Source organism: Pseudooceanicola aquaeponti, assembly GCF_050897975.1.
Classification (GTDB): domain Bacteria; phylum Pseudomonadota; class Alphaproteobacteria; order Rhodobacterales; family Rhodobacteraceae; genus Pseudooceanicola.
Window position 1 is genome coordinate 1 of record NZ_JBPAXY010000008.1, and the last position, 26,400, is coordinate 26,400.

24 protein-coding genes are annotated in these 26,400 nt (G+C 67.3%); 10 read left to right on the plus strand and 14 right to left on the minus strand.

Going from position 1 to position 26,400, the window contains the following annotated elements; all coding sequences use genetic code 11:
• Positions 1–169: 169 nt before the first annotated feature.
• The 4 genes from bfr to ACRARE_RS19080 all read right to left on the minus strand — a co-directional run bounded on the left by bfr (position 170) and on the right by ACRARE_RS19080 (position 2,764).
• Complete coding sequence (bfr, locus tag ACRARE_RS19065; protein ID WP_432658062.1) at positions 170–655, minus strand: bacterioferritin; 486 nt, start codon at positions 653–655, stop codon at positions 170–172.
• The gene (locus ACRARE_RS19070) at positions 621–896 is read right to left on the minus strand and encodes a (2Fe-2S)-binding protein (protein WP_432658063.1); all 276 of its coding nucleotides are present in this window, start codon (positions 894–896) and stop codon (positions 621–623) included. The genes bfr and ACRARE_RS19070 overlap by 35 nt, the downstream gene beginning before the upstream one ends.
• 76 nt (positions 897–972) lie before the next feature.
• The gene (locus ACRARE_RS19075) at positions 973–2,241 is read right to left on the minus strand and encodes an imelysin family protein (protein WP_432658064.1); all 1,269 of its coding nucleotides are present in this window, start codon (positions 2,239–2,241) and stop codon (positions 973–975) included.
• A gap of 58 nt (positions 2,242–2,299) precedes the next feature.
• Positions 2,300–2,764: a hypothetical protein gene (locus ACRARE_RS19080; RefSeq protein ID WP_432658065.1), complete on the minus strand. Its 465-nt coding sequence runs from the start codon at positions 2,762–2,764 to the stop codon at positions 2,300–2,302.
• Positions 2,765–3,168: 404 nt separating this feature from the next.
• Here ACRARE_RS19080 and ACRARE_RS19085 point away from each other — a divergent pair, with 404 nt between their 5' ends.
• Positions 3,169–5,226 carry an oxidoreductase gene (locus tag ACRARE_RS19085; protein WP_432658066.1) on the plus strand — a complete coding sequence of 686 codons (2,058 nt, stop codon included), beginning with the start codon at positions 3,169–3,171 and terminating at the stop codon, positions 5,224–5,226.
• A gap of 276 nt (positions 5,227–5,502) precedes the next feature.
• Here ACRARE_RS19085 and ACRARE_RS19090 read toward each other — a convergent pair whose 3' ends face one another.
• From ACRARE_RS19090 to ACRARE_RS19115, 6 genes are all read right to left on the minus strand, one after another.
• Positions 5,503–5,739, minus strand: a complete 237-nt coding sequence (locus ACRARE_RS19090; RefSeq protein ID WP_432658067.1) for a formate dehydrogenase subunit delta — start codon at positions 5,737–5,739, stop codon at positions 5,503–5,505.
• Positions 5,729–6,544: a formate dehydrogenase accessory sulfurtransferase FdhD gene (fdhD, locus tag ACRARE_RS19095; RefSeq protein WP_432658068.1), complete on the minus strand. Its 816-nt coding sequence runs from the start codon at positions 6,542–6,544 to the stop codon at positions 5,729–5,731. The genes ACRARE_RS19090 and fdhD overlap by 11 nt, the downstream gene beginning before the upstream one ends.
• Positions 6,544–9,465 (minus strand): formate dehydrogenase subunit alpha, encoded by a 2,922-nt coding sequence (gene fdhF / locus ACRARE_RS19100; RefSeq protein ID WP_432658069.1) that lies wholly within the window; start codon positions 9,463–9,465, stop codon positions 6,544–6,546. Before fdhF ends, fdhD begins: the two co-directional genes overlap by 1 nt.
• 115 nt (positions 9,466–9,580) lie before the next feature.
• Positions 9,581–11,098: an NADH-ubiquinone oxidoreductase-F iron-sulfur binding region domain-containing protein gene (locus ACRARE_RS19105; protein ID WP_432658070.1), complete on the minus strand. Its 1,518-nt coding sequence runs from the start codon at positions 11,096–11,098 to the stop codon at positions 9,581–9,583.
• The gene (locus tag ACRARE_RS19110) at positions 11,098–11,589 is read right to left on the minus strand and encodes a formate dehydrogenase subunit gamma (RefSeq protein ID WP_432658071.1); all 492 of its coding nucleotides are present in this window, start codon (positions 11,587–11,589) and stop codon (positions 11,098–11,100) included. The genes ACRARE_RS19105 and ACRARE_RS19110 overlap by 1 nt, the downstream gene beginning before the upstream one ends.
• 166 nt (positions 11,590–11,755) lie before the next feature.
• Positions 11,756–12,640, minus strand: a complete 885-nt coding sequence (locus ACRARE_RS19115; protein ID WP_432658072.1) for a LysR family transcriptional regulator — start codon at positions 12,638–12,640, stop codon at positions 11,756–11,758.
• A gap of 416 nt (positions 12,641–13,056) precedes the next feature.
• Here ACRARE_RS19115 and ACRARE_RS19120 point away from each other — a divergent pair, with 416 nt between their 5' ends.
• Together ACRARE_RS19120 and ACRARE_RS19125 are read left to right on the plus strand one after the other, a co-directional pair.
• Complete coding sequence (locus ACRARE_RS19120) at positions 13,057–14,448, plus strand: bifunctional enoyl-CoA hydratase/phosphate acetyltransferase (RefSeq protein WP_432658073.1); 1,392 nt, start codon at positions 13,057–13,059, stop codon at positions 14,446–14,448.
• Positions 14,445–15,623: an acetate/propionate family kinase gene (locus tag ACRARE_RS19125; RefSeq protein WP_432658074.1), complete on the plus strand. Its 1,179-nt coding sequence runs from the start codon at positions 14,445–14,447 to the stop codon at positions 15,621–15,623. Before ACRARE_RS19120 ends, ACRARE_RS19125 begins: the two co-directional genes overlap by 4 nt.
• A 231-nt stretch (positions 15,624–15,854) precedes the next feature.
• Here ACRARE_RS19125 and ACRARE_RS19130 read toward each other — a convergent pair whose 3' ends face one another.
• The 3 genes from ACRARE_RS19130 to ACRARE_RS19140 all read right to left on the minus strand — a co-directional run bounded on the left by ACRARE_RS19130 (position 15,855) and on the right by ACRARE_RS19140 (position 16,951).
• A complete protein-coding gene (locus ACRARE_RS19130; protein ID WP_432658075.1) occupies positions 15,855–16,511 on the minus strand; it encodes an NAD(P)H-binding protein in 657 nt (218 codons plus the stop codon).
• A gap of 111 nt (positions 16,512–16,622) precedes the next feature.
• Complete coding sequence (hemP, locus tag ACRARE_RS19135) at positions 16,623–16,784, minus strand: hemin uptake protein HemP (protein ID WP_432658076.1); 162 nt, start codon at positions 16,782–16,784, stop codon at positions 16,623–16,625.
• Positions 16,781–16,951 (minus strand): hypothetical protein, encoded by a 171-nt coding sequence (locus ACRARE_RS19140; protein ID WP_432658077.1) that lies wholly within the window; start codon positions 16,949–16,951, stop codon positions 16,781–16,783. Before ACRARE_RS19140 ends, hemP begins: the two co-directional genes overlap by 4 nt.
• A 410-nt stretch (positions 16,952–17,361) precedes the next feature.
• On the opposite strand from ACRARE_RS19140, the gene ACRARE_RS19145 reads away from it, so the two are divergent.
• The 6 genes from ACRARE_RS19145 (at position 17,362) to ACRARE_RS19170 (ending at position 24,338) form a co-directional block, all read left to right on the plus strand.
• The gene (locus ACRARE_RS19145; protein WP_432658078.1) at positions 17,362–18,483 is read left to right on the plus strand and encodes an extracellular solute-binding protein; all 1,122 of its coding nucleotides are present in this window, start codon (positions 17,362–17,364) and stop codon (positions 18,481–18,483) included.
• A 143-nt stretch (positions 18,484–18,626) separates the two neighbouring features.
• Positions 18,627–19,742, plus strand: coding sequence for an ABC transporter ATP-binding protein (locus ACRARE_RS19150; protein ID WP_432658079.1), 1,116 nt, complete (start codon positions 18,627–18,629; stop codon positions 19,740–19,742).
• Positions 19,739–21,208, plus strand: coding sequence for an ABC transporter permease (locus ACRARE_RS19155; RefSeq protein ID WP_432658080.1), 1,470 nt, complete (start codon positions 19,739–19,741; stop codon positions 21,206–21,208). The genes ACRARE_RS19150 and ACRARE_RS19155 overlap by 4 nt, the downstream gene beginning before the upstream one ends.
• A 193-nt stretch (positions 21,209–21,401) precedes the next feature.
• On the plus strand, positions 21,402–22,235 hold the full coding sequence (locus ACRARE_RS19160) for an ABC transporter permease (protein WP_432658081.1): 834 nt from the start codon (positions 21,402–21,404) through the stop codon (positions 22,233–22,235).
• 9 nt (positions 22,236–22,244) lie between these two features.
• Positions 22,245–22,949 (plus strand): hypothetical protein, encoded by a 705-nt coding sequence (locus ACRARE_RS19165; protein ID WP_432658082.1) that lies wholly within the window; start codon positions 22,245–22,247, stop codon positions 22,947–22,949.
• Between the two features lie 444 nt (positions 22,950–23,393).
• Positions 23,394–24,338, plus strand: coding sequence for a TIR domain-containing protein (locus tag ACRARE_RS19170; RefSeq protein WP_432658372.1), 945 nt, complete (start codon positions 23,394–23,396; stop codon positions 24,336–24,338).
• Positions 24,339–24,399: 61 nt separating this feature from the next.
• On the opposite strand, the gene ACRARE_RS19175 is transcribed toward ACRARE_RS19170, so the two are convergent.
• On the minus strand, positions 24,400–24,948 hold the full coding sequence (locus ACRARE_RS19175; protein WP_432658083.1) for a tetratricopeptide repeat protein: 549 nt from the start codon (positions 24,946–24,948) through the stop codon (positions 24,400–24,402).
• 97 nt (positions 24,949–25,045) lie between these two features.
• Here ACRARE_RS19175 and ACRARE_RS19180 point away from each other — a divergent pair, with 97 nt between their 5' ends.
• On the plus strand, positions 25,046–26,011 hold the full coding sequence (locus ACRARE_RS19180; protein WP_432658084.1) for a PHP domain-containing protein: 966 nt from the start codon (positions 25,046–25,048) through the stop codon (positions 26,009–26,011).
• Positions 26,012–26,400 lie beyond the last annotated feature (389 nt).

Below are 26,400 nucleotides of genomic sequence, written 5' to 3' on the forward strand. Positions count from 1 at the left end.
GCCCCCCCCCCCCCCCCCCCCCCCCCCCCCCCCCCCCCCCCCCCCCCCCCCCCCCCGTCTCCGTATCGCCCACCGGGCGACGCCCCCCCCCCACATCACCAAACGCAAAGGGGAGGCCCAAATGGGCCTCCCCCTGTCAATACATCGCCTAGGGCATCGCCTGGGGCGCTTACTCGGCCTCGTCCGCCGAAGAGGCGTTGAGCAACCCGTATTTCTCGGCGCCGATCGAGGCGTAAAGCTCCAGCTGGGTTTCGAGGTAGTCGATATGGCCTTCCTCGTCCGCCATCAGCTCCTCGAAGAGGTTCTTGGTGACGTAGTCGCCGCAGCTCTCGCAATATTCGCGGGCTTCCTTGTAAAGGGCGCGGGCCTCGTGCTCGGCGGCCAGGTCGGCTTCGAGCGTCTCTTTCAGGTTTTCGCCGATGCGAAGCGAGTCGAGCTTCTGCATGTTCGGGTGGCCTTCCAGGAAGATGATCCGGTCGACCAGCTTGTCGGCGTGGTGCATCTCTTCGATGCTTTCCTCACGGGACTTGGCCGCGATCTTGCCATAGCCCCAGTCCTTTTGCAGCCGGTAGTGCAGCCAGTACTGGTTGATCGCCGTCAGCTCGCTGCGCAGCGCTGCGTTAAGGTACTCGATGACCTTTGCGTCGCCTTTCATCCGAAGTCTCCTTTGTCGGTGCGCGGCGCAAACCGCGCAGAATGTCTGGTACTTCGAAACTATCGCAATCGCGCATGGTGTCCATGAAAAGCGGCAGACAGCCGCCGCATTCGGCCTTTTTCCCCAATGCCCGGTAGACCTTACCGGGTGTGATGATCGTCTCGGGGTCGGCGGCGCGCATCCAGTCGACGGCGGCGCGGATGTCGCGATCGGTCAGCGAGTGGCAGTGGCAGACCATCATGGCGGGCGTCCTTGGCAGAGGCTTGGGCAGATGACCGGGGCGGCGCACCGCCCCGGCCGGGATCACTTGGGTCGGATCACTCGAAAACGGCGTCCGGGTTGTCCAGGCTGTCCGAGCCTTCGAAGCCGATCTGGTCCAGATCCAGCGCGGCGACGGCGCGTTCGATCCCCTTGGTCTGCTCGACCAGGGCATCGACGGCGGCCATGATCAGGGCCTCGCCCTTCTCGTTGCCGCGCTCCAGCATCATGTCGTAGCTGAAGCCCGCCTCGGCAGCCGATTTCAGCGTCGCCAGCTTGAACATCGTGTCGCCCAGGTCGGCCTTCAGGGTGGCGTCCACATCGGCGTCGGCTTCGGCCACCAGATCGGACAGCGAGGCGCCCGAGGTCACGGTGCCGTCAACGCCGGTGTAGCTGCCGAAGTAGACGTTCCGAATGCCCAGCCCGTCGTAGTAGTGCGAGTTGTGGGTGTTGTCCGAGAAGCAGTCATGCTCTTCCTCGGGGTCGTTCAGCAGCACGCCCAGCTTCATCCGCTCGCCCGCCTGTTCGCCGTAGGACAGGCTGCCCATGCCGGTCAGCATGGCCACGATGCCCGCGTCCTGGTCGGCCATCAGCACCTCACGCGCCTCGCCGCCCTCGGCCCACTGGCCGGCCATCCAGTCCAGGTCGGAAACCAACAGATCGGTGGCCGCCTTCAGATAGGCGCCGCGACGGTCGCAGTTACCGCCCGTGCAGTCGTCCCCGGTGGCATAGTCGGTCCAGGGACGGTTGCCCGCACCCTTGTCGGTGCCGTTCAGGTCCTGGCCCCAGAGCAGGAATTCGATGGCGTGATAGCCGGTGGCCACGTTGGCCTCGACCGCATCGGCCTCGTGCAGGGTGCTTTCCAACAGTTCGGGGGTGATCTCGGTGGCGTCCACCTCTTCGCCCGACAGGGTGAAGCTCGGGTTGGCGATGACGTTCAGAACGGCATAGGCGTTCTCGTCGGTGGCGCCACCGTAAGAGCCGTCGACATAGTCGATCAGACCTTCATCCAACGGCCAGGCATTCACCTTGCCTTCCCAGTCATCGACGATCGCATTGCCGAACCGGAAGGCCTCGGTCTGCTGGTAGGGCACGCGGGCCTCCAGCCAGGCGGCCTTGGCCGCTTCCAGCGCCTCGGGCGAGGGATTGGCGATCAGCGTATCGACAGCCGCTTGCAGCGCCTGGGCGGTGGTCAGGCTGTCGCCATAGGCGGCAGCGGCGATGTCGGCATAGGTCGTCAGCACGTCGGCCTTTTCCACGGCAGCCGCCAGGCTGGGGGTGGCGACCAGGGCGGTGGTGGCCAGCGCGGCCTTGAGGATGCGGTTCATGAAAGTCCCTTCTGTCGGTAATTTGGTCATGGTCTTTTGGGGTGTCTCGGCGTCTTGGTCAGTGCAGCGTGGCGCCATCGGGCGCGGTGCGCTGCGGCGGGCGATCAGGCGCGGCGCGCAGCAGTTCCAGCCCCAGGATCCGCGCCTGGGACACCACGGCGGGCGCCATGTCGGCGCGCACCAGCAGGCAGGCCATCAGCATGGCATCCTCGGCGTCGCCGCTGGTGGCGATGGTCACCAGATGGGCCAGCACCGCCTCGTCGGCGCCGACGCAGGCACAGCGGGCCCCATGGCGCAGGATCGCGCGGCGCCCGTGGCGCAGCACCAGGCCAAAGAAGCCATCCAGCGCCGCCTCGATCCGTTCGGCACTGGCCGGGCCCATCAGGCCCGCCAGCTCGTCCACGAAAGTCTCTTGCGCCACGGCCCCGTCGCAACGGGCGCGCAGGGCCCCGATCACCAGGGCCTCATGAACCGGCAGGGTGGCAATCTTGGCCACCGCCTCGGCGCCGCGCATCTCGCTCATGCCCCGCCTCCGAAAGCCGGGCCTCCGGTCAGCGCCGCGCAGGCCCGGCGGGCCGCGGCGCACGGCAGATGGCGCGGCGCGGGGCGGGTCGTCAGGCAGGGGCGGCAGGCGGGGGACATGGGATCTCCTTTGCGGCTTTTCTGACGAAAACGCTCAACCAAGTCAATCCCGAGTATTTTGTTTGGCTATTTCCGCCAACCCGGCCCCGGGCGGCAGGCGCAAAAGGCGGGCGCCCGGGGGCGGGACGGCGGAAATTCGTGTCTGTGGAGGCGACGCGCCTGAACGGGCGGCTTGGCAGGACGGGGGTCGCCGTGCTTGGCTCGGCTCCGGGCCGCCCGGCCCTGCCGGATCGCCGCCCGGCCGGGGCCGCCCCCTTCCGACTGCCAGACTTCAGGACCAACCCAATGACCACTGCCGCCCGTCAGACCCCCTCTCGCGATCCCCTGCTTCAGCCCTACCGGCTGCGTCACCTGACGCTGAAGAACCGGATCATGACCACCGCCCATGAGCCCGCCTATACCGAGGACGGCCTGCCCAAGGACCGTTACCGCGCCTATCACGAAGAGCGGGCCAAGGGCGGCGTCGGCATGGTGATGACCGCAGGCTCTGCGGTGGTGTCGCGCGACAGCCCGGCGGCCTTCGGCAACGTGGCCGCCTGGAAGGACGAGGTGGTGCCCTGGATGGCCAGGCTGACCGAGGCCTGCCATGCCCATGGCACCGCCGTCATGATCCAGCTGACCCACCTGGGCTGGCGCACCCGCTACGACGTGGAAGACTGGCTGCCGGTGGTGGCGCCGGGCAACCGCAAGGAGCCCGCGCACCGGGTCTATCCCAAGGTGATGGAAGATTTCGACATCGCCCGCATCATCGAGGACTACGCCCTGGCCGCCGAGCGGATGCAGCAGGCGGGCCTGGATGGGATCGAACTGGAATGCTACGGCCACCTGATCGACGCCTTCTGGTCGGGTGAGCTGAACCAGCTAGAGGCGCCCTATGGCGGCAATCTCGACGCGCGGATGAAATTCTCGCTCGATGTGCTGGAGGCGATCCGCGCCCGCACCGGGCCGGAGTTCCTGGTGGGCGTGCGCTATACCGCCGATGACCTGCATCCGGGATCCATCGACGAGAAGACGGGGATCGAGATCGGTCACCGGCTGAAGGCCTCGGGGATGGTGGATTTCCTCAACGTGATCCGTGGCCGGGTGGATAATGAGCCGAACCTGACCGACGTCATCCCCCTGGGCGGCACGCCCGCCGCGCCGCATCTGGATTTCGCCGGCAAGATCCGCGCCGAAGTGGGCCTGCCCACCTTCCACGCCGCGCGCATCGCCGATGTGGCCACCGCCCGGCACGCCGTGGCCGAGGGCAAGCTGGATCTGGTGGGCATGACCCGCGCCCATATCGCCGACCCGCATATCGTGGCCAAGATCGCCGAGGGCCGCGAGGATGAGATCCGCCCCTGCGTCGGCGCCACCTATTGCATCGACCGGGTCTATGTCTCGGGGGGCGCGCTGTGTGTGCATAACCCCCACACCGGGCGCGAGCTGACCCATCCCCACGCCACGCCCCCCGCCGCCACGCCGCGCAGGGTGGTGGTGGTGGGCGCCGGTCCCGCCGGGCTGGAGGCCGCGCGCATCGCCGCCGAGGCCGGGCATGATGTGACGGTGCTGGAGGCCGCCGATCAGCCCGGCGGCCAGATCCGCCTGCTGGCCCAGGGGCGCCGGGCCGAGATGATCGGCATCATCGACTGGCGCATGGCGCAATGCGAGGCGCTTGGCGTCACCTTCCGCTTCAACTGTTTCGCCGAGGCCGAGGATGTGACGGCGCTTTCGCCCGACCTGGTGGTCGTGGCCACCGGCGGCCTGCCGCATACCGAGGTGATCGAGGGCGCCGATCTGGCCCTCTCGGCCTGGGAGGTGCTGTCGGGCGAGGCCAAGCCCTCGGGCTCGGTGCTGATCTACGACGAGGCCGCCGATCACGCAGCGCTTCAGGCCGCCGAGAAGCTGGTGGCCCTCGGCTGTCAGGTCGAATTCATGAACCGCGAGCGGGGCCTGTCGGCCGAGATCCTGGGGATGAACTTTGTCCCCTACATGCGGGCGTTGCAGGACAAGGGGGTGCAGTTCACCGTCGCCCGGCGTCTGGATGCGCTGGCCCGCGACGGCAACGGCCTGCGCGCCACCATTGGCACCGAGTATTCCGTCTGGAGCACCGAAGCCCATTACGACGCGGTGCTGGTCAATGCCGGCACCCTGCCGATGGAGGATCTGTATTTCGAGCTGAAGCCCCTGTCGCGCAACGGCGGCGAAGTGTCGATTGAGGCCCTGGCCGAGGCCAAGGGCGATCCCTTCCCGCAGCGCCGCCCGGAGGCCGGGTTCGACCTGGTGCGGATCGGCGACGCGGTGGCCGCCCGCAACATCCACGCGGCGATCTTCGAGGCGATGCGGATCCTGCGGCTGGTCTGAACGGGGAGAGTTGGGGGGCTCTGCCCCCCTTGAGCCCTGGCGGGCTCAATTCCCCCCGGGATATTTTCGGCAATGAGAAAGGGGGCGGGGTGCCCGGTGGCCCTTGGGTACGCGCGGGCGCGTGGCCGGGGAACAGGCCTTTGGCAAACGTCCGGCACGTCGCGGCCCGGGGTCGGGGCCGGTGGCGGCCGGTCGGGGCGCGCCGGATGGGTCCGGTCGGGCCATGCCCGGCGCGCGGTTTCGCTCCGATTGAGGGCTGTGGCGCCGGGGCGGGGCTCAGGCCTCGGCGGGGCGGCGGATATGGGTGGCGGCAGCCAGGACCAGCGGGTCGAGGCCTGCGCCGCCCGCATCCAGATGGGCGAAGAACTGCGCCCGCATCCGCGGCTCCCAGAAGTCGTTCAGATGGGCGGCGATGCGTTCGGGCCCGTCTTCGCCCGGCTGGGTCTTGAAGAAGGTGGCGATCTGGTTCGCCATCATCACGAGTTTCGCATTGGGTCCGCTGTCAGACGGCATGGCTTTCTCCTTCGCGGATCCGCTCCGCATGGGCGTAGATGTCAAAGCCCTCGCCACGGGCAAAGGCGGCCAGGGTCAGGCCTGCGCCCTGGGCCAGGCGCACCGCCTGGGCCGTGGGGGCGGAGACCGCAATGAGGGTGGTGCAGCCGGTCTGGGCGGCCTTCTGCACCAGTTCCACCGACAGGCGGCTGGTCATCACGAAGGCCCCGTCCGCAGGGCGCAGCCCGGCGCGGGTCAGCGCGCCGATCAGCTTGTCCAGCGCATTGTGCCGCCCCACGTCCTCGCGCGCCAGCACCAGCCCCTGGCCCGGCAGCAGGAAGCCCGCCGCATGGACCGCGCGGGTCTGGTCGTGCAGCGGCTGCCGGGCGCGCAGGGCGGCGGTGGCGCCTGCGATCTCGGCGGCGTCAAAGCGCGGCCCCGGGCCCACCTGGGGCACCGGGCGCATCGCCTGATCCAGCGAGTCGATGCCGCAGAGGCCGCAACCCACCGGCCCCATCATGGCGCGGCGGCGGCGGGTCAGGGCCTCGCCCCGTTCCGCCACCAGCCAGAACCGGCATTCCGAGCCGGTCTCATGTTCGACCAGTTCGAAATCGCGGATCTCTTCGGCGCCCCGGATCAGCCCTTCGGAGAGGGAGAACCCCAGGGCGAAATCCGCCAGATCCTGCGGTGTGCACATCATCACCGCCTGGGTGGTGCCGTCATAGACCAGCGCCACGGGCCATTCCTCGGGCAGCGCGCGGGTGATCTCGCGCGCGCCGCCCTGGCCGATGGCGCGGCCCGGCAGGGTCTGAACCGGCTCTGCCATCACTCGGCCGCAGGCAGGATCCGGCGGGCGCGTTCGGCCTGGGCGTTATACTCCTCCTGCCAGTCCGACGGCCCGTTCGAGGCCGCCACCTGCACCGCCGTCACCTTGTATTCCGGGCAGTTGGTGGCCCAGTCCGAGAAGTCGGTGGTGATCACATTGGCCTGGGTGTCGGGGTGGTGGAAGGTGGTATAGACCACGCCGGGCGACATCCGCTCGGAGATCTTCGCGCGCAGCGAGGTTTCGCCAGAGCGCGAGGCCAGGCGCACCCATTGGCCATCCTTCAGGCCGCGCAGTTCCGCGTCATTGGGATGGATTTCCAGCACGTCCTCGTCATGCCAGACCGAGTTCGCCGTGCGCCGGGTCTGGGCGCCGACGTTGTACTGCGACAGGATCCGCCCGGTGGTCAGCAGAAGCGGGAAGCGCGGCCCGGTCTTCTCCTCGGTCGCCACATATTCGGTGACGATGAAGCGCCCCTTGCCGCGCACGAAACCGTCGACATGCATCAAGGGCGTGCCGTCCGGGTGCTCTTCGTTGCAGGGCCACTGGACCGAACCCTTTTCCTCGAGCAGGTCATAGGTGACGCCGGCGAAGCTGGGGGTGGTCAGGGCGATCTCGGCCATGATCTCGGAGGGGTGGGTATAGTTCCAGTTGCCGCCCATGGCATTGGCCAGAAGCTGGGTCACCTCCCAGTCGGCATAGCCCGCCTTCGGCGCCATCACTTCGCGCACGCGGTTAATGCGGCGTTCGGCATTGGTGAAGGTGCCGTCCTTTTCCAAGAAGGTGGAGCCGGGCAGGAAGACATGGGCGTAGTTCGCCGTCTCGTTCAGGAAGAGGTCATGCACGATGACGCATTCCATCGCCGCCAGACCGGCCGAGACATGCTTGGTGTCGGGATCCGATTGCAGGATGTCCTCGCCCTGGCAGTAGAGCCCCTTGAAAGTGCCATCCACGGCGGCATCCAGCATGTTGGGGATGCGCAGGCCCGGTTCGGGGTCGATCTCGACCCCCCAGGCCTTCTGGAAGATGCCGCGCACCTCGTCGCCCTTCACATGGCGATAGCCGGGCAGCTCGTGGGGGAACGACCCCATGTCGCAGGAGCCCTGCACGTTGTTCTGCCCGCGCAGCGGGTTCACGCCCACGCCGGGACGGCCCACGTTGCCGGTCAGCATGGCCAGGTTGGCGATGCCCATGACGGTGGTGGACCCCTGGGAATGCTCGGTCACCCCCAGGCCATAGTAGATGGCGCCATTGCCGCCCGTGGCAAAGGTGCGCGCGGCGGCGCGCAGCTCGGCCGCAGGCACGCCGGTCACGGCTTCGGTGGCCTCGGGGCTGTGACGCGGATCGCGGATGAAATCGGCATAGGCCAGATATTCGTCCCAGTCACAGCGCGCGCGGATATAGGCCTCATCCGCCCGGCCCTCGGTCACGATGACATGGGCCAGGGCCGAGACCACGGCGACATTGGTGCCGGGGCGCAGGGGCAGGTGATGGTCGGCGGCGATATGGGCCGATTTCACCAGGTCGATCTTGCGCGGATCGACGACAATCAGCTTGGCGCCCGCGCGCAGCCGTTTCTTCAGGCGCGAGCCGAAGACCGGGTGGGCATCGGTCGGGTTGGCGCCGATCACCAGCACCACGTCGGTCTTCTCGACGCTGTCGAAATCCTGGGTGCCCGCCGAGGTGCCAAAGGTCTGGCCCAGCCCGTAACCGGTGGGCGAATGGCAGACCCGGGCGCAGGTGTCGGTGTTGTTGTTGCCGAAGACGGCGCGCGCCAGCTTCTGCACCAGGAAGGTTTCCTCGTTGGTGCAGCGCGACGAGGTGATCACGCCGATCGACTTCTGCCCATACTTGGCCTGAAGGCCGCGCATTTTGCTGGCGGCAAAGCCCAGGGCCTCGTCCCAGCTGACCTCGCGCCAGGGTTCGTCGATGCTGTCGCGGATCATCGGCGACAGGATACGGTCGGGGTGATCGGCATAGCCGGTGGCAAAGCGCCCCTTGACGCAGGAATGGCCGCGGTTCGCCTGGCCGTGCTTCCACGGCACCATGCGCACCAGCTGGTCGCCCTGAAGCTCTGCCTTGAAGGAACAGCCCACCCCGCAATAGGCGCAGGTGGTCACGACCGAGCGTTGCGGCACGCCCATCTCGATCACCGATTTCTCTTGCAGGGTCGCGGTCGGGCAGGCCTGCACGCAGGCGCCGCAGCTGACGCAATCCGACGACAGGAAATCGTCCAGCCCCGCCCCGGCCGAGACCCGGCTGTCGAAACCGCGCCCCTCGATGGTCAGGGCGAAGGTGCCCTGCACCTCTTCGCAGGCGCGCACACAGCGGTTGCAGACGATGCATTTGCTGGGGTCATAGGTGAAATAGGGGTTGCTCTCGTCGCAGGGCAGATACTGCGGGTTGGCCTCGCCCTCGGGCACCTGGGCGCGGCGGTCGCCCTTGGACAGCATCCCCGCCAGCGAGGGGGCATAGTGGTTGGCCCCGCTCTCGTAGCGCACATCGCGCAGGCCCACGGCGCCCGCCATGTCCTGCAATTCGCAATCGCCATTGGCCGAACAGGTCAGGCAGTCCAGCGGGTGATCAGAGATGTAAAGCTCCATCACCCCCTTGCGGATCTTGCGCACCTTTTCCGACTGGGTGTGCACCACCATGCCCTCATGCACCGGCGTGGTGCAGCTGGCAGGCGTGCCGCGCCGCCCTTCGATTTCCACCACGCACAGGCGGCAGGATCCGAAGGCCTCCAGGTTGTCGCTGGCACAAAGCTTGGGAATATCCAGGCCCGCTTCCGCCGCCGCCCGCATGACCGAGGTGCCCGCAGGCACGGTCACGGCGGCGCCGTCGATGGTCAGATGGACGGGCTTGCCCTCTTTCGCGGGGGTGCCCATGTCCTTGTCGTCCCAGGGAATAATGAAATCCTTCATGCCTTGCTCCTCCCATTGGTCCACTGGCACCGACCCGCTCTCATCACTGGGCCAAAAATACTCTGGGGAGCGCGAGGGGTTGGACCCTCGCCCGTACCGCTTTCGTAACGCCCGCTCATTCCGCCGCCTCCTTGGCCAGCCCGAACTCTTCGGGGAAGGCCTGCAAGGCCGACATCACCGGATAGGGGGTGAAGCCGCCAAGGGCGCAAAGCGAGCCGTCCTTCATGGTTTCGCAAAGATCCGTCAGCAGCTCGACCGCCGCTACGTCCCCCTGGCCGATCCGGTCGATCGTCTCGACCCCGCGCACCGCACCGATGCGGCAGGGGGTGCATTTGCCACAGCTTTCCACGGCGCAGAATTCCATGGCGAAACGCGCCATCTTGCGCATGTCGGCACTGTCGTCAAAGACCACGACGCCGGCATGGCCGATCAGCCCGCCCTGGCCGTCGAATTCCTCGTAGCCGAAGGGCGTGTCGAACTTCGCGCGGCTGAAATAGGCGCCCAGGGGGCCGCCGATCTGCACCGCCTTCACCGGACGGCCAGAGGCCGTGCCGCCGCCGATCTCTTCCACCAGCTCGCCCAGGGACATCCCGAAGGCGGTCTCGAACAGCCCGCCGTATTTGACGTTGCCCGCGATCTGCACCGGGATAGTGCCGCGCGACCGGCCCAGGCCGAAATCGGCGTAGTGTTGCGCCCCCTTCTCGAAGATCACCGGCACGGTGGCCAGGCTGATCACGTTGTTGACCACGGTCGGACGGCCCAGGAAGCCCTCAAGCGCGGGCAGCGGCGGCTTGGCGCGCACCACGCCGCGTTTGCCTTCCAGCGAGTTCAGCAGGCTGGTTTCCTCGCCGCAGACATAGGCGCCCGCGCCCACGCGGACCTCCATGTCGAAGGCCCGGCCAGAGCCCAGCACGTCATCGCCCAGCACACCGGCGGCGCGGGCGCGGACAATCGCCTCGCGCATCACCGCCACGGCGTCGGGATATTCGGACCGGGTGTAGACATAGCCCTTCGTCGCCCCGGTGCAGAGCCCCGCAATCGCCATGCCCTCGATCAGGCAGAAGGGGTCGCCCTCCATGATCATCCGGTCGGCAAAGGTGCCGCTGTCGCCCTCGTCGGCGTTGCAGACGATGTATTTCTGATCCGCATGAGCCAGGCGGACGGTGTCCCACTTGATCCCGGTGGGGAAACCCGCGCCGCCGCGCCCGCGCAGGCCCGACGCCTTCATCTCGTCGATCATCGCCTCGCCGGTCATGGTGGCGGCCCGGCGCAGGCCCGCAAGGCCGCCCAGGGCCTCGTAGTCGGGCAGCGACAGCGGGTCGATCACGCCGCAGCGGGCGAAGGTCAGCCGGGTCTGACGGGCCAGGAAGGGGATCTCTTCGGTGAGCCCGAGGCTCTCGACCTCGCCCGCCAGGATGCCCGCCACGTCCTCGGGGGCCACCGGGCCCCAGGCCTCGCGGCCCTGGCCGCGGTCGATCTCCAGCAGGGGTTCCAGCCAGACCATGCCGCGCGATCCGACGCGGATCACCTCGACGCTCTCGCCCCGGGCCTCCAGCGCAGCCTCCAGCGCCTCTGCCACCGCTTCCGATCCAAGCGCCTTGGCGGCGCTGTCCATCGACAGGTAGATCTTCATCATTCCGCCCCTTCCAGTGCCGCCATCAGGCGCGTCTCGCTGGCGCGGCCCATCAGGGTGTCATCCAGCATCGCCGCCGGCCCGCAGGCACACAGGCCCAGACAGTAGATCGGCTCGACCGTCAGCCGCCCGTCGGCAGAGGTGCCGTGCCAGTCCAGCCCCAGCTTTTCCAGCAGACGCTCGGCCATCGCCTCGCCGCCCATGGCCTGACAGGCCTCGGCGCGGCAGATCTTCAGCACATGGCGCCCGGCGGGGGCCTTGCGGAAATCGTGGTAGAAGGAAATCACCCCGTGCACCTCGGCCTTCCCGAGGTTCAGCGCAGAGGCCAGCATAGGCACCGCCGCCTCGGGCACATGGCCAAAGGCCGCCTGGATGTCGTGCAACATCGGCAGCAGCGGCCCTTCCAGATGCATGTTCCGATCAATCAGGGGCCGGATCTCCTCTTCTCCGACCTCTGGCAGCGCCTCAGGCGCGCGTGGCTGCGGGTTCATGCTCTTCTCCCCTCGCTGGCTTGTCGGGGAGTCATGGCGAAAGTGTGATTTCGGATCAATATCGAATTTCCGTCATTCGATAGAGGATGACTATCAAACTACGGATCCGTATCCGCCGCGCCGCAGCATCAGAGCGCCCCTTCCGGCCCCCCGACAGGAGGACGCCTCAGGGCGCGGCCAGCCGCTCGGCGGTGTCCAGCAGGGCCTGCAACACCGGGGTGTGCGGCTCCTGATAGGGGGCCACCAGCCCGACGGCGGGCCCGGCGGCATCAGGCGCCACCGGCACCGCCACCAGATCCCGCCCCGAGACCAGGAAGCCCGCCAGATCGTCGGGCAGCACGGTCACCAGACCGGCCCCCTCCACATGGCTGACCAGCACCACGGTGGAATTGCTCTCCAACCCCGCGCCCGGTGCCACACCGGCCTCCAGGAAGGCGCGGTTGATGATCCGGCGGTTCTGCATGTCCGGGGTCAGCAGGCACATGTCCTGCCCGGCGAAATCGGCCCAGTCCAGTACCCTGCGCCCGGCCAGCGGATGATCGGGCCGACAGATCGCGGCATAGCGTTCGCGGTAGAGGAAGGCGGTCGAGACATGACCCAGCGGTTCATTGTCGAGATAGGAGATCCCCGCCTCGACCTCGAAATTCTCCAGCATCGACAGGATCTCGGCCGAGTTGCGGCTGAGAATGGTGAACTCGACCCCCGGATGGCTGGCGCGGAAACTGGTGGCCAGGCGCGAGGCCCAGGTCAGCGCCGTGGGAATGACGGCAATGCGCAGGTGCCCCGCCAACCCCTCGCGGGCAAAGCGCATCTCCTCGCGCAGGCGCCGGGCGTCGCCGACGATCTGCCGCGCCCAGACCAGGGCACGCTGCCCCTCGGGCGTCAGCCCGCCAAAGCGCGAGCCGCGCAGCACCAGTTTCACCCCCAACTGGTCCTCCAGCTGGCGGATCCCCGTGGACAGGCTGGGCTGGGTGATCCCGAGGCTTTCGGCGGCGCGGCCGAAATGCTGTTCCCGGGCCAGGGCCATGAACATTTCCAGTTTCCCGATCATCCCCCTTTCTGTCCCGAAACGCGCCCCTTGCCCAGCCCCCACGCGGCGCGCGCCCTGCGGTCGCTCTGCGCCGCCCGCCACCCGCACGCACCCCAGGCGCCACCGCCCCGTTGACCTCCTTTTCAGCCGGGGCGCCGCCGGGGCTTGGAGGTCCAAGGCTCCCCACCTCGCCAGCCCCCCACCCTCTTCTCATTGCCCAAAATATCCCGGGGGGAATTGAGCCGCAGGCTCAAGGGGGGCAGAGCCCCCTTTGCCACGCCCGGCACAGGCCGCCCCTGCCCTCTCCTTCACCGCCGCCGGCGCAATCACGCCCTGCCGCAAGGTCCGCGCCGCTCCGCTCTTTTCCCCGCCATCTGATCCATGTCACGGTTTCTCCATGAGGATCTGCCAGCGTCCGCCAAAAGACAGGAGCCCCCATGCTGATCGAGAACAAGACCTTCGACGAACTCGCCATCGGTGACACCGCCGAGCTGAAACGGCTGTGCACCCCCGACGACCTGATCGTCTTCGCCAATGTCTCGGGCAATCATAACCCCATGCACCTGGCCGATCGCGACGGTGACGGCGACGGGCTGAACGAGGCGGTGGCGCCGGGGATGTTCGTGGGCTCGATGGTCTCGGCGGTGCTGGGCAATATCCTGCCCGGGGCCGGCACGCTCTACCGCTCGCAGCATTTCGACTTCCACGCCCGCGCCCATGCGGGCGAGGAACTGCTGTCGCGGGTCACCGTGACAGGCAAGGAGCCCGCCACCGGCTGCGTCACCCTGGCGACCGAGATCCTGCGGGTCAGCGACGAGACGCTGATCCTGTCGGGTGAGGCCTGCGTCTATGCCCCCACCGTCAAGATCCACCGCAACGCCCAGGACATCCCCGGGCTGATCGTCCAGCGCCACCGCCATTTCGAGCGGCTGTTGCAGCTGGCCGAGCCGCTGCCCGCGCTGAAAACCGCCGTGGTCTGCCCCGAGGAACCCAATTCCCTGGGCGGCGCCCTGCTGGCCAGGCGCCATACGCTGATCGAGCCCATCCTGGTGGGCTCTGCCGCCAAGATCGCCGCCACGGCGGCAGAGTTGGGCGAAAGCCTGGACGGGGTCGAGGTGATCGACATCCCCGATCCTCGCGCCGCCGCGATCCGCGCCGTGGCCCTGGTGAACGAGGGCCGCGCCCAGGCGCTGATGAAGGGGCATCTGCATACGGACGACCTGCTGAAACCGGCGCTGGACAAGGTCAATGGGCTGCGCGCCGGGCGCCGCTTCACCCATATCTTCGTGATGGATGTGCCGGGGCTGGCCCATCCGCTGCTGGTCTCGGACGCGGCGATCAACATCGCGCCCGATCTGAAGACCAAGATGGACATCTGCCAGAACGCCATCGACCTGGCCCTGTCGCTGGGCATCGAACAGCCCAAGGTGGGGGTGCTTTCGGCGGTGGAAACGGTGAACCCCGACATCCCCTCGTCGCTGGATGCGGCGCTGCTGTCGAAGATGGCCGATCGCGGCCAGATCACCGGCGGGCTGGTCGATGGGCCGCTGGCCATGGACAATGCCGTCGACATCGGGGCGGCGCGCACCAAGGGCATCGTCTCGCCGGTCGCGGGGCGGGCCGAAATCCTCGTCGTGCCCAATCTCGACGCGGGCAACATGGTGGCGAAACAGCTGACCTATATCTCTCATGCCGAAGGCGCAGGCCTGGTGCTGGGCGCCCGGGTGCCGATCATCCTCAACTCGCGCGCCGATGACGACATGGCGAGGCTGGCCTCCTGCGCGGTGGCGGCGCTGCATGACGCGCGGATCTCGGGGGCGGGCGCATGAGCCTGAACCACCTTCTGGTCCTCAACGCGGGCTCGTCGTCGCTGAAATTCGGCCTCTTCACCGCCGAGGCCGAGCCCATGGCCCTGGCCACCGGGCTGATCGAGCGGATCGGCGGCGCGGCGGAACTGCACCTGAAACGCGCGGGCGGCGCGGTGATCGCGGATGAGAAACTCTCCGAAGCCGAAGGCGCCACCCACCGGGGCGCCCTGCACGCGGCCCTGACGCCGCTTTTCGACGCCTTCCCCGAGGCGAAGATCCTGGGCTGCGGTCACCGCATCGTCCACGGCGGGCGCAACTACGCCGAGCCGGTGGTGCTGAACGACCACGCGCTGAGTTACCTCGAAACCCTGGTGCCCTTCGCGCCGCTGCACCAGCCCCATAACCTGGCTGGCATCGAGGCGGCCCAGGCGGCCTTTCCCGAGGCCCATCAGGTGGGCTGTTTCGACACCGCCTTTCACCGCCACCACCCCTTCGTCAACGACACCTTCGCCCTGCCCCGCCGGTTCTACGAGAAGGGCGTGCGGCGCTACGGCTTCCACGGGCTGAGCTACGACTATATCTCGGGCCAGCTGAAACAGATGGCGCCCACGCTGCACGCGGGCCGGGTGGTGGTGGCACACCTGGGCAATGGCGCCTCGATGTGCGGGATGGTGGGGGGGCGCTCGGTCGCCTCCTCCATGGGCTTCTCGGCGCTGGACGGGCTGCCCATGGGGACACGGTCGGGCCAGCTGGACCCGGGGGTACTGCTTTATCTGATGGACCAGGAGGGGATGAACCCGCAGCAGATCTCGGACCTTCTTTACAAAGAGTCGGGCCTGAAGGGCATGTCGGGGATCGGCTCGGACATGCGCACGCTGCTGGCCTCCGACAGCCCCCATGCGGCCGAGGCGATCGACTATTTCTGCTTCCGCATCCGGCGCGAGCTGGGCGGGCTGGCCGCCGCGCTGGAGGGGCTGGACGCGCTGGTCTTCACCGGCGGCATCGGCGAACACGCCGCCGAGATCCGCGCGCGCACCTGTCGCGGGATGCACTGGCTGGGGGTCGAGCTGGATGAGCGGCGCAATGCGATGAACGACACCCTGGTCTCGACCGAGTTCAGCCGGGTCAGGGTGCTGGTCATCCCCACCAACGAGGAACTGGTGATCGCCCGCGCCGCCGCCCGGCTGTCGCGCTGAGGGGCCAGAGGGGGGCTGCCGCCCCCCGCCGCGCCGGGCGCGTCTCCCCCCGCGAGTATTTCCGGCCCGGTGAAAGAGCGGGCGAGGGCCGCTGCGGCCCTGTCGCGCCCGCTGCCCAAGGGCCCACGCGCAGGGCGCAAACCTAGGCCAAGTGGCGGCGCGCCCAGCTCTTTCACTGGGCCAAAAATACTCCCGCCGGAGGCAACCGGCCGCCAGGCCGGTCCTCTGTCGTCAGTCGCGGAAGAGCGAGGCCACGGCCTCGGCCACCGGGGTGGTGCCGTCGGTCAGTTCCAGGATCTCGCGGCGGATCTCGGGGCATTCGATCAGCCCGGCCAACACGGCGGCCACATTGCCGCGCTTGACCTTGCCATAGACAAGGGCGGGCGCCAGGGAAACCGCGTCGTCGCCGTCTTCCGAGACCAGGGTGCCCGGGCGCAGGATGACCCAATCGAGATCCGAGGCCACCAGGGCCGCGTCGGCCTCTTTCTTCACCCGCATGTAGTGTTCGAAGCCCAGCTTCGGCTGGCCGCCGCGCCCGGCCTCGGGCATGGCCGAGACCAGGTAGACCCGGGAGATGCCGCAGGCCTTGGCGGCGGCGATCATCTTCAGCGGGCCGCGCCCGTCGATCTCGCTGGTGCGTTCGGCGCCGCTGCCGGCCGCGCCGGCCGAGAAGACGATCACGTCATGGTCGCGGGCGATCCCGGCCAGGGTCTCGGCGTCCATTTCCATCAGGTCGCCCGCCACCGGGGCCACCCCCTGGGCGCGCAGTTTTTCGGCCTGGGCCAGGCTGCGGTGCAGCCCTGTCACCTGATGGCCGGAGGCGACCAACATGGGGGCCAGGCGCGAACCTATGCCACCGGTGGCGCCGATAAGAAGAATGCGGGACATGCTGGAGGCCCTTTCACTGAAACGTTCAACGGCTCTCCAGATAGGACGGGGCGCGGGGGAAGGTCACGCGCAAGCGGTGCGGAGCGCCCGGACGGGCGCCCCTCCGCCTATTCACTTGGTCAGGATCAGCTTGCCCGCCCGGGTGATCCGCAGGGTATAGACCTGGTCGTTCAGCACGATCTGCGCCGTCTGCCCGCCCTGGGTCAGTTCCTGCGCGGAATGCTGGGGGATGGCCGGCAGGGCCGTGTTGCGGTCGATCTTTTCGGACATCATCGCGTCGTTTCCTTCCATTCCAGCCGCTCCAGGACATGTTCCAACCCGGCCAGCCCGCCCTCGGGCCCCTCAAAGAGCTTCGCCAGAAGCTCGACAGGGCGGTAAAGGTCGCCCTCTGCGGGGCGTTGGTGGCTGCGCGGTGCGGGACGGGTCCAGTCGATCGGCATTTCGAATCCTCGTTCGCTCTCTTTCGGCTTTGCCGGGCCCGGTGACCGGGGCGGCATGGCTGGACGGCCAATACCTGACTGATCCAATCGGGATTGTCAATCTGAGCATTTCTATCAGATACATCTTTCGCGCCGCGCCGCCGCCCCTGCCCGGTTTTGCGGCGCCCGAGACCGCCGCGCCGGGTGCCCTGCCGCAACGTCAGCCGCGCGCCGCATTCCCGCCGGTGCAGCCGCCGGGGTGAAATCGACGTTGACCAATTGGTCAGTTCCGCCTTTCATGCGCCTGTTAACAATCCGTCACAGAACGGAGTCACATCGGGTCTAGAGCGACGCAGTCGCTTTGCGGCCCTTTCACCCGACAGCCGGGGACCTTACCGGCCGCATTTCATAACCAGACACAGGGGAATTACATGACCATCACCCGCCGTACCGCGCTTCAGCTGACCGCTGGCGCCGTCGCCGCACCCGCCGTTCTGCGCGCCTCCGACGCGCTGGCCTCGTCCGGCACCGTCAAGGTCTTTGCCTGGCAGGATTACATCCAGCCCAATATCGCCGAGAAATTCGAAGCCGAGACTGGGATCACCCTGGATTTGACCACCTTCGGGTCGAACGACGAAGCCGAATCGACCGTGCGCGCCAATGGCGGCAAGGGCTTTGACGTGGTCTTCCCCTCGATCACCAACGTGGCCAACTACTACGACGACGACGGCGAGCATTTCTTCCAGCCCGTCCCGGCCGAGGTGAACACCGGCGCCATCATCCCCTCCTTCCTGCGTGACAGCGCCGCCCTCGGCGGTGTGCAGAACGGCGAGCAGGTCGCCCTGCCCTTCGACTGGGGCACCGAAGGCATCACCCTGAACCGCGCCGCCCTGCCGGTGTCGGATGCCGATCTGTCCTATGGCCACCTCTTCGCCGAGGGCACCGAGGGCAAATCCGCCTTCCGCCAGAAATCCGCGCTGATCGGCGTCGGCCTCTACCTGGATGCCGCCGGTGAGATCGAATCGAACCGGATGCTGGACGTCTACAAATCCGAAGCCGACGCCCGCCGCGTCTTCGGCGCCATCGTCGAATACATGGTCGCCAACAAGGACCACTTCGGCGCCTTCTGGAACAACGCCACCGAAGCCACCGCCGCCTTCAAGGATGCGGGCTGCGTCATCGGCCAGACCTGGGACACCACCGGCCTGCTGCTGAACCGCGAAAACCCCGACTATGTCTACCGGGCGCCGAAAGAGGGCATCATCACCTGGCTGGACAGCTTCGGGATGCTGCGCGGAGCCGAGAACACCGAACAGGCCGTGGCCTTCATCAACTTCATGCTGAAGCCCGAAGTGGGCGGCATGTTCGCCAACAACACCGGCTACAACTCGGCCGTGGCCGGCGCCGCCGACTTTGCCTCGGACGAGTTCAAGGAGCAGTTCAACGCGACCTACACCCCCGAGGTGCTGTCGAACATGTGGTGGTGGCAGTCCGACACCCCCTTCTACGCGCCGGTCGTGAACGAGATGGTCGAGATCATCACCAACGCCTGATCCTGGCGTTCCGGGGTGTGCCGTTTGTCGGCGCACCCCTTTTCCATCCGCCGCGCGGGTGGCGCCGTCGGAGGCCTCCGGCGGGGATATTTTCGGCCAGCAAATGAACAGGGCGCGTCAGACGCCCGAGCACGGGGACGACCATGACCAACGGCAACAGACGCGGCCAGGACGTGCACCTGGAAGCGATGCAGGTGACCTATCCCAACGGGTTCACCGCGGTGCAGCCCACGGATCTGAAGATCCGGGCGGGCGAGTTCTTCTCCATCCTCGGCCCCTCGGGCTGCGGCAAGACGACGATCCTGCGGACCGTGTCGGGTTTTGTCGATCCCTCGCACGGGAAAGTGCTGATTGGCGGCCAGGACATGCGCGGCATCGGGCCCAATGCCCGGCCCACGGCGCTGATCTTCCAGAACCTCGCGCTGTTTCCGCTGATGCCCGTCTGGGAAAACGTGGCCTTCGGCCTGGAGGCGCGCGGCGTGGGCAAACGCGCCCGGCGCCAGAAGGCGCAAGAGCTGCTGGAGCTGGTGGCGCTTGGCGATCAGGGCGAGAAGCTGCCTTCGGAGCTGTCGGGCGGGCAGCGTCAGCGGGTGGCCATCGCGCGGGCGCTGGCGGTGGAACCCGCCGTGCTGCTGCTGGACGAGCCGCTGTCGGCGCTGGACCTGAAGCTGCGCCAGCACATGCGCGCCGAACTGCGCGAGATCCAGCAGAAGACCGGCGTGACCTTCATCTACATCACCCATGACCAGGGCGAGGCCCTGACCATGTCGGACCGGATCGCGGTGATGAACGCGGGCGTGATCGAACAGGTGGGCAGCGGCGACGAGGTCTATTCCGACCCCGCCTCGGCCTTCGTCGCCAGCTTCGTGGGCGAGGTGAACGCCCTGCCCGGCCGGATCGCGGCCACCGAGGGCGGCATGGCCCGGATCGAGACCGCCAACGGCCCCCTGTCGGCGCGCAATCCGCGTGGCCTGGCCAAGGGCGACGCGGCGATCCTCTTCGTGCGCCCCGAACAGATGACCTTCGGCGCCGCCGAGAACGACTTTGACGTGACGCTTGGCCGCCGGGACCTGGAAGGGGCCTTCATCAACTACGAATTCCTGACCGCCACCGGCCAGCACCTGGTGCTGCAAGAGCCCAACACGGGCGGCGCGGCCAACCGGCCCGCCCAGACGCGGATCGGCTTTGCCAGCGACAGCGCCCTGGTCCTGCCCGAGGGCGAGATGGCCCGCACGGGCCGGGAGCTGGCGGCACAATGAGGGCGCTGATCCGGGGATACGGGCGCGGCCTGACGGCGCTGTTCTTCGCCGCCGCCGCCGTCTGGGGGCTGATGCTGATCCTGCTGCCGCAGCTGACCATGCTGGAACGCGCGGTGACCCCGCCCGCCCGGCAGCTGGACAGCTCCATCGCCCGCCAGCTGGCCCGCGACGCGCGCAGCTGCATGTCGCTGCTGGAGACCTATCGCCCCGCCGAGACCCAGGCCGAGAGCGCCCCCGCCGCCAGCGGCGGGCTGGCGATCCCCTCGATCTCTGTCCCCTCGGCCAGTGGCGGGTTGGCGGTGCCGTCGATGACCCCGCCCTCCCCGGCCCCTGCGGCGCCCTCCTCGGGGGGGATGGCCGTGCCGTCGATGTCGGGCGGCGCCGCCGCGCCCGCCCAGCAGGTGCGGCCCTATATCTTGCAATGCGACCGCGCCGCGACCCATGCCCAGCTGGTGCGTGGCGAGGGCGAGGCCGAGGCCTGGCTGGACACCCTTTACGACGTGCCCACCCTGGCCGTGGACCCTGATCTGCCGCTGGACGCGCAGATCGCCGCCGCCGAAGAGATCCACGCCACCGCCACCGCCCTTTACGACCGGCTGCTGGCCGAAGAGGCCGAGGCCTTCCCCTATACCCTGGCCAATTTCGAGACCCTCGCCGCGCCGCGCCTGATCCCGATGTCCGACGCCGCCCGGGCCGAGGAGGAAACGCTGCTGTCCAACCGCCTGCTCAGCGCGGTCGGACTGCGCTACGAGGTGGACGGCGCGGTCTATGAACGCATCGGTCTGGTCACCCTGACCCGCACCATCGCCTTTGCCCTGATGGCCACGGCGCTGGCGCTGGTGCTGTGCTATCCCATTGCCTACAAGGTGGCCCTGGCCTCGGCCCCGCGCCAGGCGGTCTGGCTGTTCCTGGGGCTGATCATCCCCTGCACCATCGTCGAGCTGATGCGGGTCTATGCCTGGACGACGATCATCGACAACCAGGGCCTGATCAACTCGGCCCTGACCTGGGCGGGGGTGATCGCCGACCCGATCCAGTTCAAGCGTTTCCCCGGCACGATCTTCCTGGTGATCGTCTATACCTACGTGCTGTTCATGGTCTTCCCGATCTTCAACGTCATGTCGACGCTGGACCGCAACCAGATCGAGGCGGCCAAGGATCTGGGCGCCAGCGCGGTGCGGGTGCACCGGCGGGTGATCATCCCCCATTCCAAGCCCGGGATCGCCGTGGGCTGCATCGCCACCTTCATGCTGTCGGCCGGCGCCTTCTCGGTGCCGCGCATCATCTCGCGCGGGCTTCAGGCGGAATGGTTCAGCCAGACGATCTACAACAAGTTCTTCGAAAGCGAGAATTCCAACGTCGGCGCCGCCTACAGCTTTGGCTACACGGTGCTGTGCTTCCTGCTGGTGGCGCTTTTCATGTGGGCCATGCGGACCCGGCTGAAAGATTTCGCGAGGGTGCAGTGATGGTTGAACGCGTCGTGTATCAACGCTTGGACGGACTTGCAGAGGGCAGCCCCCGACCTCGGGGGGGGGCGATAGCCCCCTCCCTGGTGGAAGGTCGGGGGCTGCCCGGCGGTGCCCGCCGGGCGCGACACGTCCACGGCAGCACAGAAACTGAATGCCCGGCCTATGCCGGACCCGATACCGGAGCCCGGCCATGACCTCCAACCGTCTCCTGACCGCCTATACCTGGGCCTTCCTGGTATTCATGTTCGGCCCGCTGCTGTTGATGATCCTGTCGTCCTTCAACAACGCCTCGCCGCCCTCGGTGACCGAATGGAACGGGCTGACCGGCAAATGGTACGCCTTCTTCTGGATGCCCGAAGATGCCCTGCGCGCCGACCCGGTGCTGCGCGCCATCGACCGCGACCGTTTCGTCGGCTGCCTGGGCAATTCCTTCCGCGTCGCCGCCGTGGTCGTGCCACTGTCGCTGCTGCTCGGCCTCGCGGGCGCGGTGCTGCTGACCCGCTGGCGGTCCAAGGCCAATGGCGTGCTGTGGTGGGTGCTGCTGTCGCCCATGCTGGCCCCTGGCGTGGTGCTGGGCCTGTCGGCGCTGGTCTTCTGGGGCCGTCTGGGGGTCAACGCGGGCCTGTTCACCATCATCATGGCGCAGACGACCTTCATCGCGGGCTACCCGATGCTGATCCTCATGGCCCGGCTGCAACGCCAGCCGGTGGAACTGGAAGAGGCCGCGCTGGACCTCGGCGCCACCCCCTTCCGGGTCTTCCGCCGCCTGACCCTGCCCTATCTGGCCCCCGCCCTGATCTCGGCCGCCGTCATCGCCTTCATGGCCTCGATGGAGAACTACAACACGACGATGTTCGCCAAGGGCGGCTCTTGCACCCTGGCCACCGAGATTGGCGCCATGGGCCGCAACCCCAACGGCCACCCGCCGGTGATCAACGCGGTCGGCACGATCATCATCGCGGTCACCGTCATGGCGACGCTCGCCCATACCTTCCTGTTGCGACGTGAGGGCAAGGGGGAGTAACCCTTTCCCATGTCCCTGCCCGCGATCAAAGCCCGCTGCCATCCCGCGCTGGAGGCCCTGCTGCCCAAACCCGTGGCGGCCAAACGCGCCCTGCCCGACTGGGTCCGCGCCATGCCCTCCGAGGCGCCCTCGGCAGTGCTGGAAGGCGCCATGGTGCGCACGGTGAAACACTGCCCCCCCTTCCTCGACGCCCTGTCGCTGGGGATCCTGATCCCGCTGGCCTGCGACCTGCATATCGAGAACGGCGCGGTCCGCTGGGACTGGGATTTCCCCCCGCTGCCCGACACGCTGATTTCCCGCGCCCCGATCGGGATGCACGTCCCGGAACAGGCCACCGGCGCACCCTGGTCCCTGGCGGTGAACTCGGTGCTGAAGTTCATGAACTTCTGGACCCTGGAGGCGCCCCCGGGCTGGTCGCTTCTGTTCACCCACCCGATGAACCGCGAGGAACTGCCCTTCCGCACCCTCTCGGGCCTGGTCGACTGCGACAGCTTCCGCGACGGCTATGTGCATTTCCCGGCGCTCTGGACCGAGCGCGATTTCACCGGCGTCCTGCCCGCAGGAACCCCGGTGGCCCAGGTGATCCCGGTGCCCGCCGAGGCGCCAGGGCTGGAGGTCGGCGTGATGGACGCGGGCCAGGTGGCGGCGAACCGGGGGGTGCAGGAGGAGTTGGGGAAAGAGGCGGGCGTCTATCGGAAGCGGTATCGGCGGTAGGGGGGAAAGCACTACTGCACAGCCCCTAGCCAGCACCCTGCGCCAGATTGCTCCCGCAATATTAACAGACAGAACTAGGCGAGCTCCGTCAGAGGATGCATACTATCATCCTTTAAGCTCTACGGTCGATAGATGACCCGCAGCGCATACCATATAGCTCAAACGCTGAAAACGGCGTCGACCCACCTTGAAAATGACATCTCGCATCCAGACAAGGTTCGATGCTCCTTATACGGTCAAAAGGATCTGGGGAAAAGTTTTCATTGGCGCCAGGAAAGAAAATTGATTGACGCGCGAACATTGCACCTATTCAATCCACTCAGCGACTGGCGAAAAAACTAGACGAAGCAGATCACTCACTATAGGCAATAGAAGCGCATGAAAATTTTTATCAGCTGATCAAAGGAAAGCAGCCGGTCTATCGCCTTAATACTTCAAGAGTTCATTTCAGAATTCTTCAAGTCAAGAAAGCTAGACTTTTTCGTCTCCGCAGCAAACATCATGCCTGGTGAAGGCTGGCTGGACAGCATAAGGCACAGCATCAAAGAAAGCGAGATCTGCATTCTCATACTTACTGACGAGAATGAGTTTTCTAGGTGGGCACATTTTGAGGCAGGCGCCGTCGCCTTCAACACAAAATCCACCAACGTTGTTCCCCTTCTGTTCACATCACGAGAAATGGACAATCGATCACCACTTCGGCAGTTCCAGTATCTTCGCAATAGCGAAGAGGACATTCTTAAGCTTCTCAGCTTGATTAAGAGAAATGGGAGACTGACAGCCGTTCGAAAAGAAAACCTTCAAAGTCGCTTCGAAGAGCTCTATCCAGGCTTTCACGAACGCGTTGCAAAGGTCCTTGAAGACTCTGTCACCCAGGCCGTCTCAAAAATCCCATTCGGCGATGTCTTTCCAGCCGATACCCTGCAAGTCGTTAAAGGAAAACTGTTTTTCGGCGCAGCGATGGCGACTATTACGAACGACCAAGCTTACCAGGAGCACAGACAACGAATAGCACACCTCGCGGAAGCGGCTCAAATCTGTTGCCCCTCCATTCGAACAACTTACTGGGCTGGACAAGAAGTGCTATCAAGCAAGCAGTTCGATGGCGAACAAGTGGCGCTCATTCGGGACTTAAGTCAGCTCAAAGAGAGTGAAGCTTGCGTATTCGTTATATTTGCCAGCCTGCCTTCAAGCGTGCTAATTGAAATTGGCTATGCAGTAGCTCTCAACAAACCCATTTTGATCTTCTGCAAGAAACGAGAAGATCTCCCCTTTCTCTTACGAAAAGCCGATTATCAAATCAGAAATCTCAACATTTACGAGGTCTCCGACTATAGCGAGGCTGAAGATATTTTTGACAAAGACGGAGATGCACTCTTCTTGCACTGAGAAGGTACCGAGATCGGTATTCGTTACGGCTCACTGAAATCGCTCTACATATCATTCTTCCTCACAGATCCAACCACACCCCGCCCTTCGCCACCCGGGTCAGCGCCTTCAGCGCCTCGGCACGTCCCCCCTCCCGCGCCCAAAGCGCCCGGGCCTCCGCCGCGGCCTCGGGCAGGCCCAGCTCCGCCGCCGCACGATAGCGCAGGGCGTCGATCTCGACCGACTGGCCCGCCATGGGGGCCAGCAGTTCTCGCACCGGGGCGTAGTCGCCCAGGCGCAGGCAGATGCGGGCCAGGTTCAGGCGGGCGTCGCCGTCGGTGGGGTCCAGCGTCACCGCCTGGGCGAAGGCGTCGCGGGCGGCCTCCAGCGCGCCCAGTTCCAGCTCGGTCCGGCCCAGTTCGAACCAGGCGTGGGCGTGGCGCGGCGCGGCGCCCAGGCAGCGGGTCAGCCAGTCGCGGGCCTCGGCCCATTTGCCCAGCTCCATCTTCACCCGCCCGAGGTTGTAGAGGACCGAAGGATGCCCGCCCGGCGCCAGCCCGGCCAGCAGCGCCTCGGCCTCGGGCCAGCGACCGGCCGCCAGGGCCGCGGAAAGTCTCTCTGCAACGCTCATACCCCCGTTCTGGGGGACTGGAACCGCGCTGGCAAGCCTGTCATGAAAGCATCGCAGAGCGCGCCTAGTCCGGGCGCATCAGATCAAGGGAGAGATCATGCCGCTGACCGCCTTCACCCGCCCCGGCCGCTTCTGGCGCGGCAATCTGCACACCCATTCGACCCTGTCCGACGGGGTGCTGGAGCCGCGGGAGGTCTGCCGCCGCTATCGCGCCGAAGGCTATGATTTCATTGCCCTGACGGACCATTTCATCGGCCTCTTCGACTATCCCATCGCCGATACCGTCCCCTTCCGCGACGAAGGCTTTACCACCCTGCTGGGGGCAGAGCTGCATTCCGGCGCCATGGCCAATGGCGAGCTGTGGCATATCCTGGCCGTGGGGCTGCCCAGCGATTTCGCCCCGTCAAACTCGCCCCATTTCGCCCCCGTCGAGGGGCAGGAAAGCGGCGCCGAGATCGCCGCGCGGGCCGTCGAGGCGGGGGCCTTCGTTGCCGTGGCGCACCCGCAGTGGTCGGGCCTGACCCTGGCCGATGCGCGCGGGATCGAGGCGGCGCACGCAGTCGAGATCTACAACCACGGCTGCGCCATGGGCTGCGACCGGCCCGACGGCTTTGCCATCGCCGATCTGCTGCTGACCGAAGGGCGCCGCCTGTCGCTGGTGGCCACCGATGACGCGCATTTCTCGGAACCCGACCATTTCGGCGGCTGGGTCATGGTGAAGGCGCCCGAAAACACCCCCGAGGCCCTGCTGGCGGCGCTGAAGGACGGGGCCTTCTATTCCACCCAAGGGCCCGAGCTGCGCGATGTGCGTATCGAAGACAAGAAGGTGGTCGTCGACAGCTCGGCCGTGGCATCGGTCATCGTGCAGGGGGCCGGCACGGCGGCGACGGCGGTGCATGGCGAAAGCCTGACCACGGCGCGCATCGCCCTGTCGCGCTTCGCCAATTCGGACTGGATCCGGGTCACGGTGATCGACCGGGCGGGCAAACGGGCCTGGTCGAACCCGATCTGGCTGGACCGCGCCGCCCAGGGCGCACCGGTCTCCCCCCTGGTCGGGGCCTAGGACAGGGCCCGAGGGGCCGCCCGGGATAGTTTGGCCATGAAGGGGCGGGCACGCCAAAGCCCGCCCCCCGCCCCGGCCGGGCCCCAACCCCACCCGGGGCGCCACACCTGTTGGCGGACTTTGCCGCCGGGGAACGGCCCAAGCTTTCAGGCGCCCCGCCGCTCTCTTCCCTCCCCCCTCTTCTCATTGCCAAAAGTATCCCGGGGGGAATTGAGCCCGCGAGGGCTCAAGGGGGGCAGAGCCCCCCGCCCCCCCCCCCCCCCCCCCCCCCCCCCCCCCCCCCGGCCCCCCCGCCCCCCCCCCCCCCCGCGGCCCCCCCCCCCCCCCCCCAGACCCTTCCCAAAATTTCCCCGGGGGGTAATTCCCCCCGGGGGGGCGCGGGGGGGCCC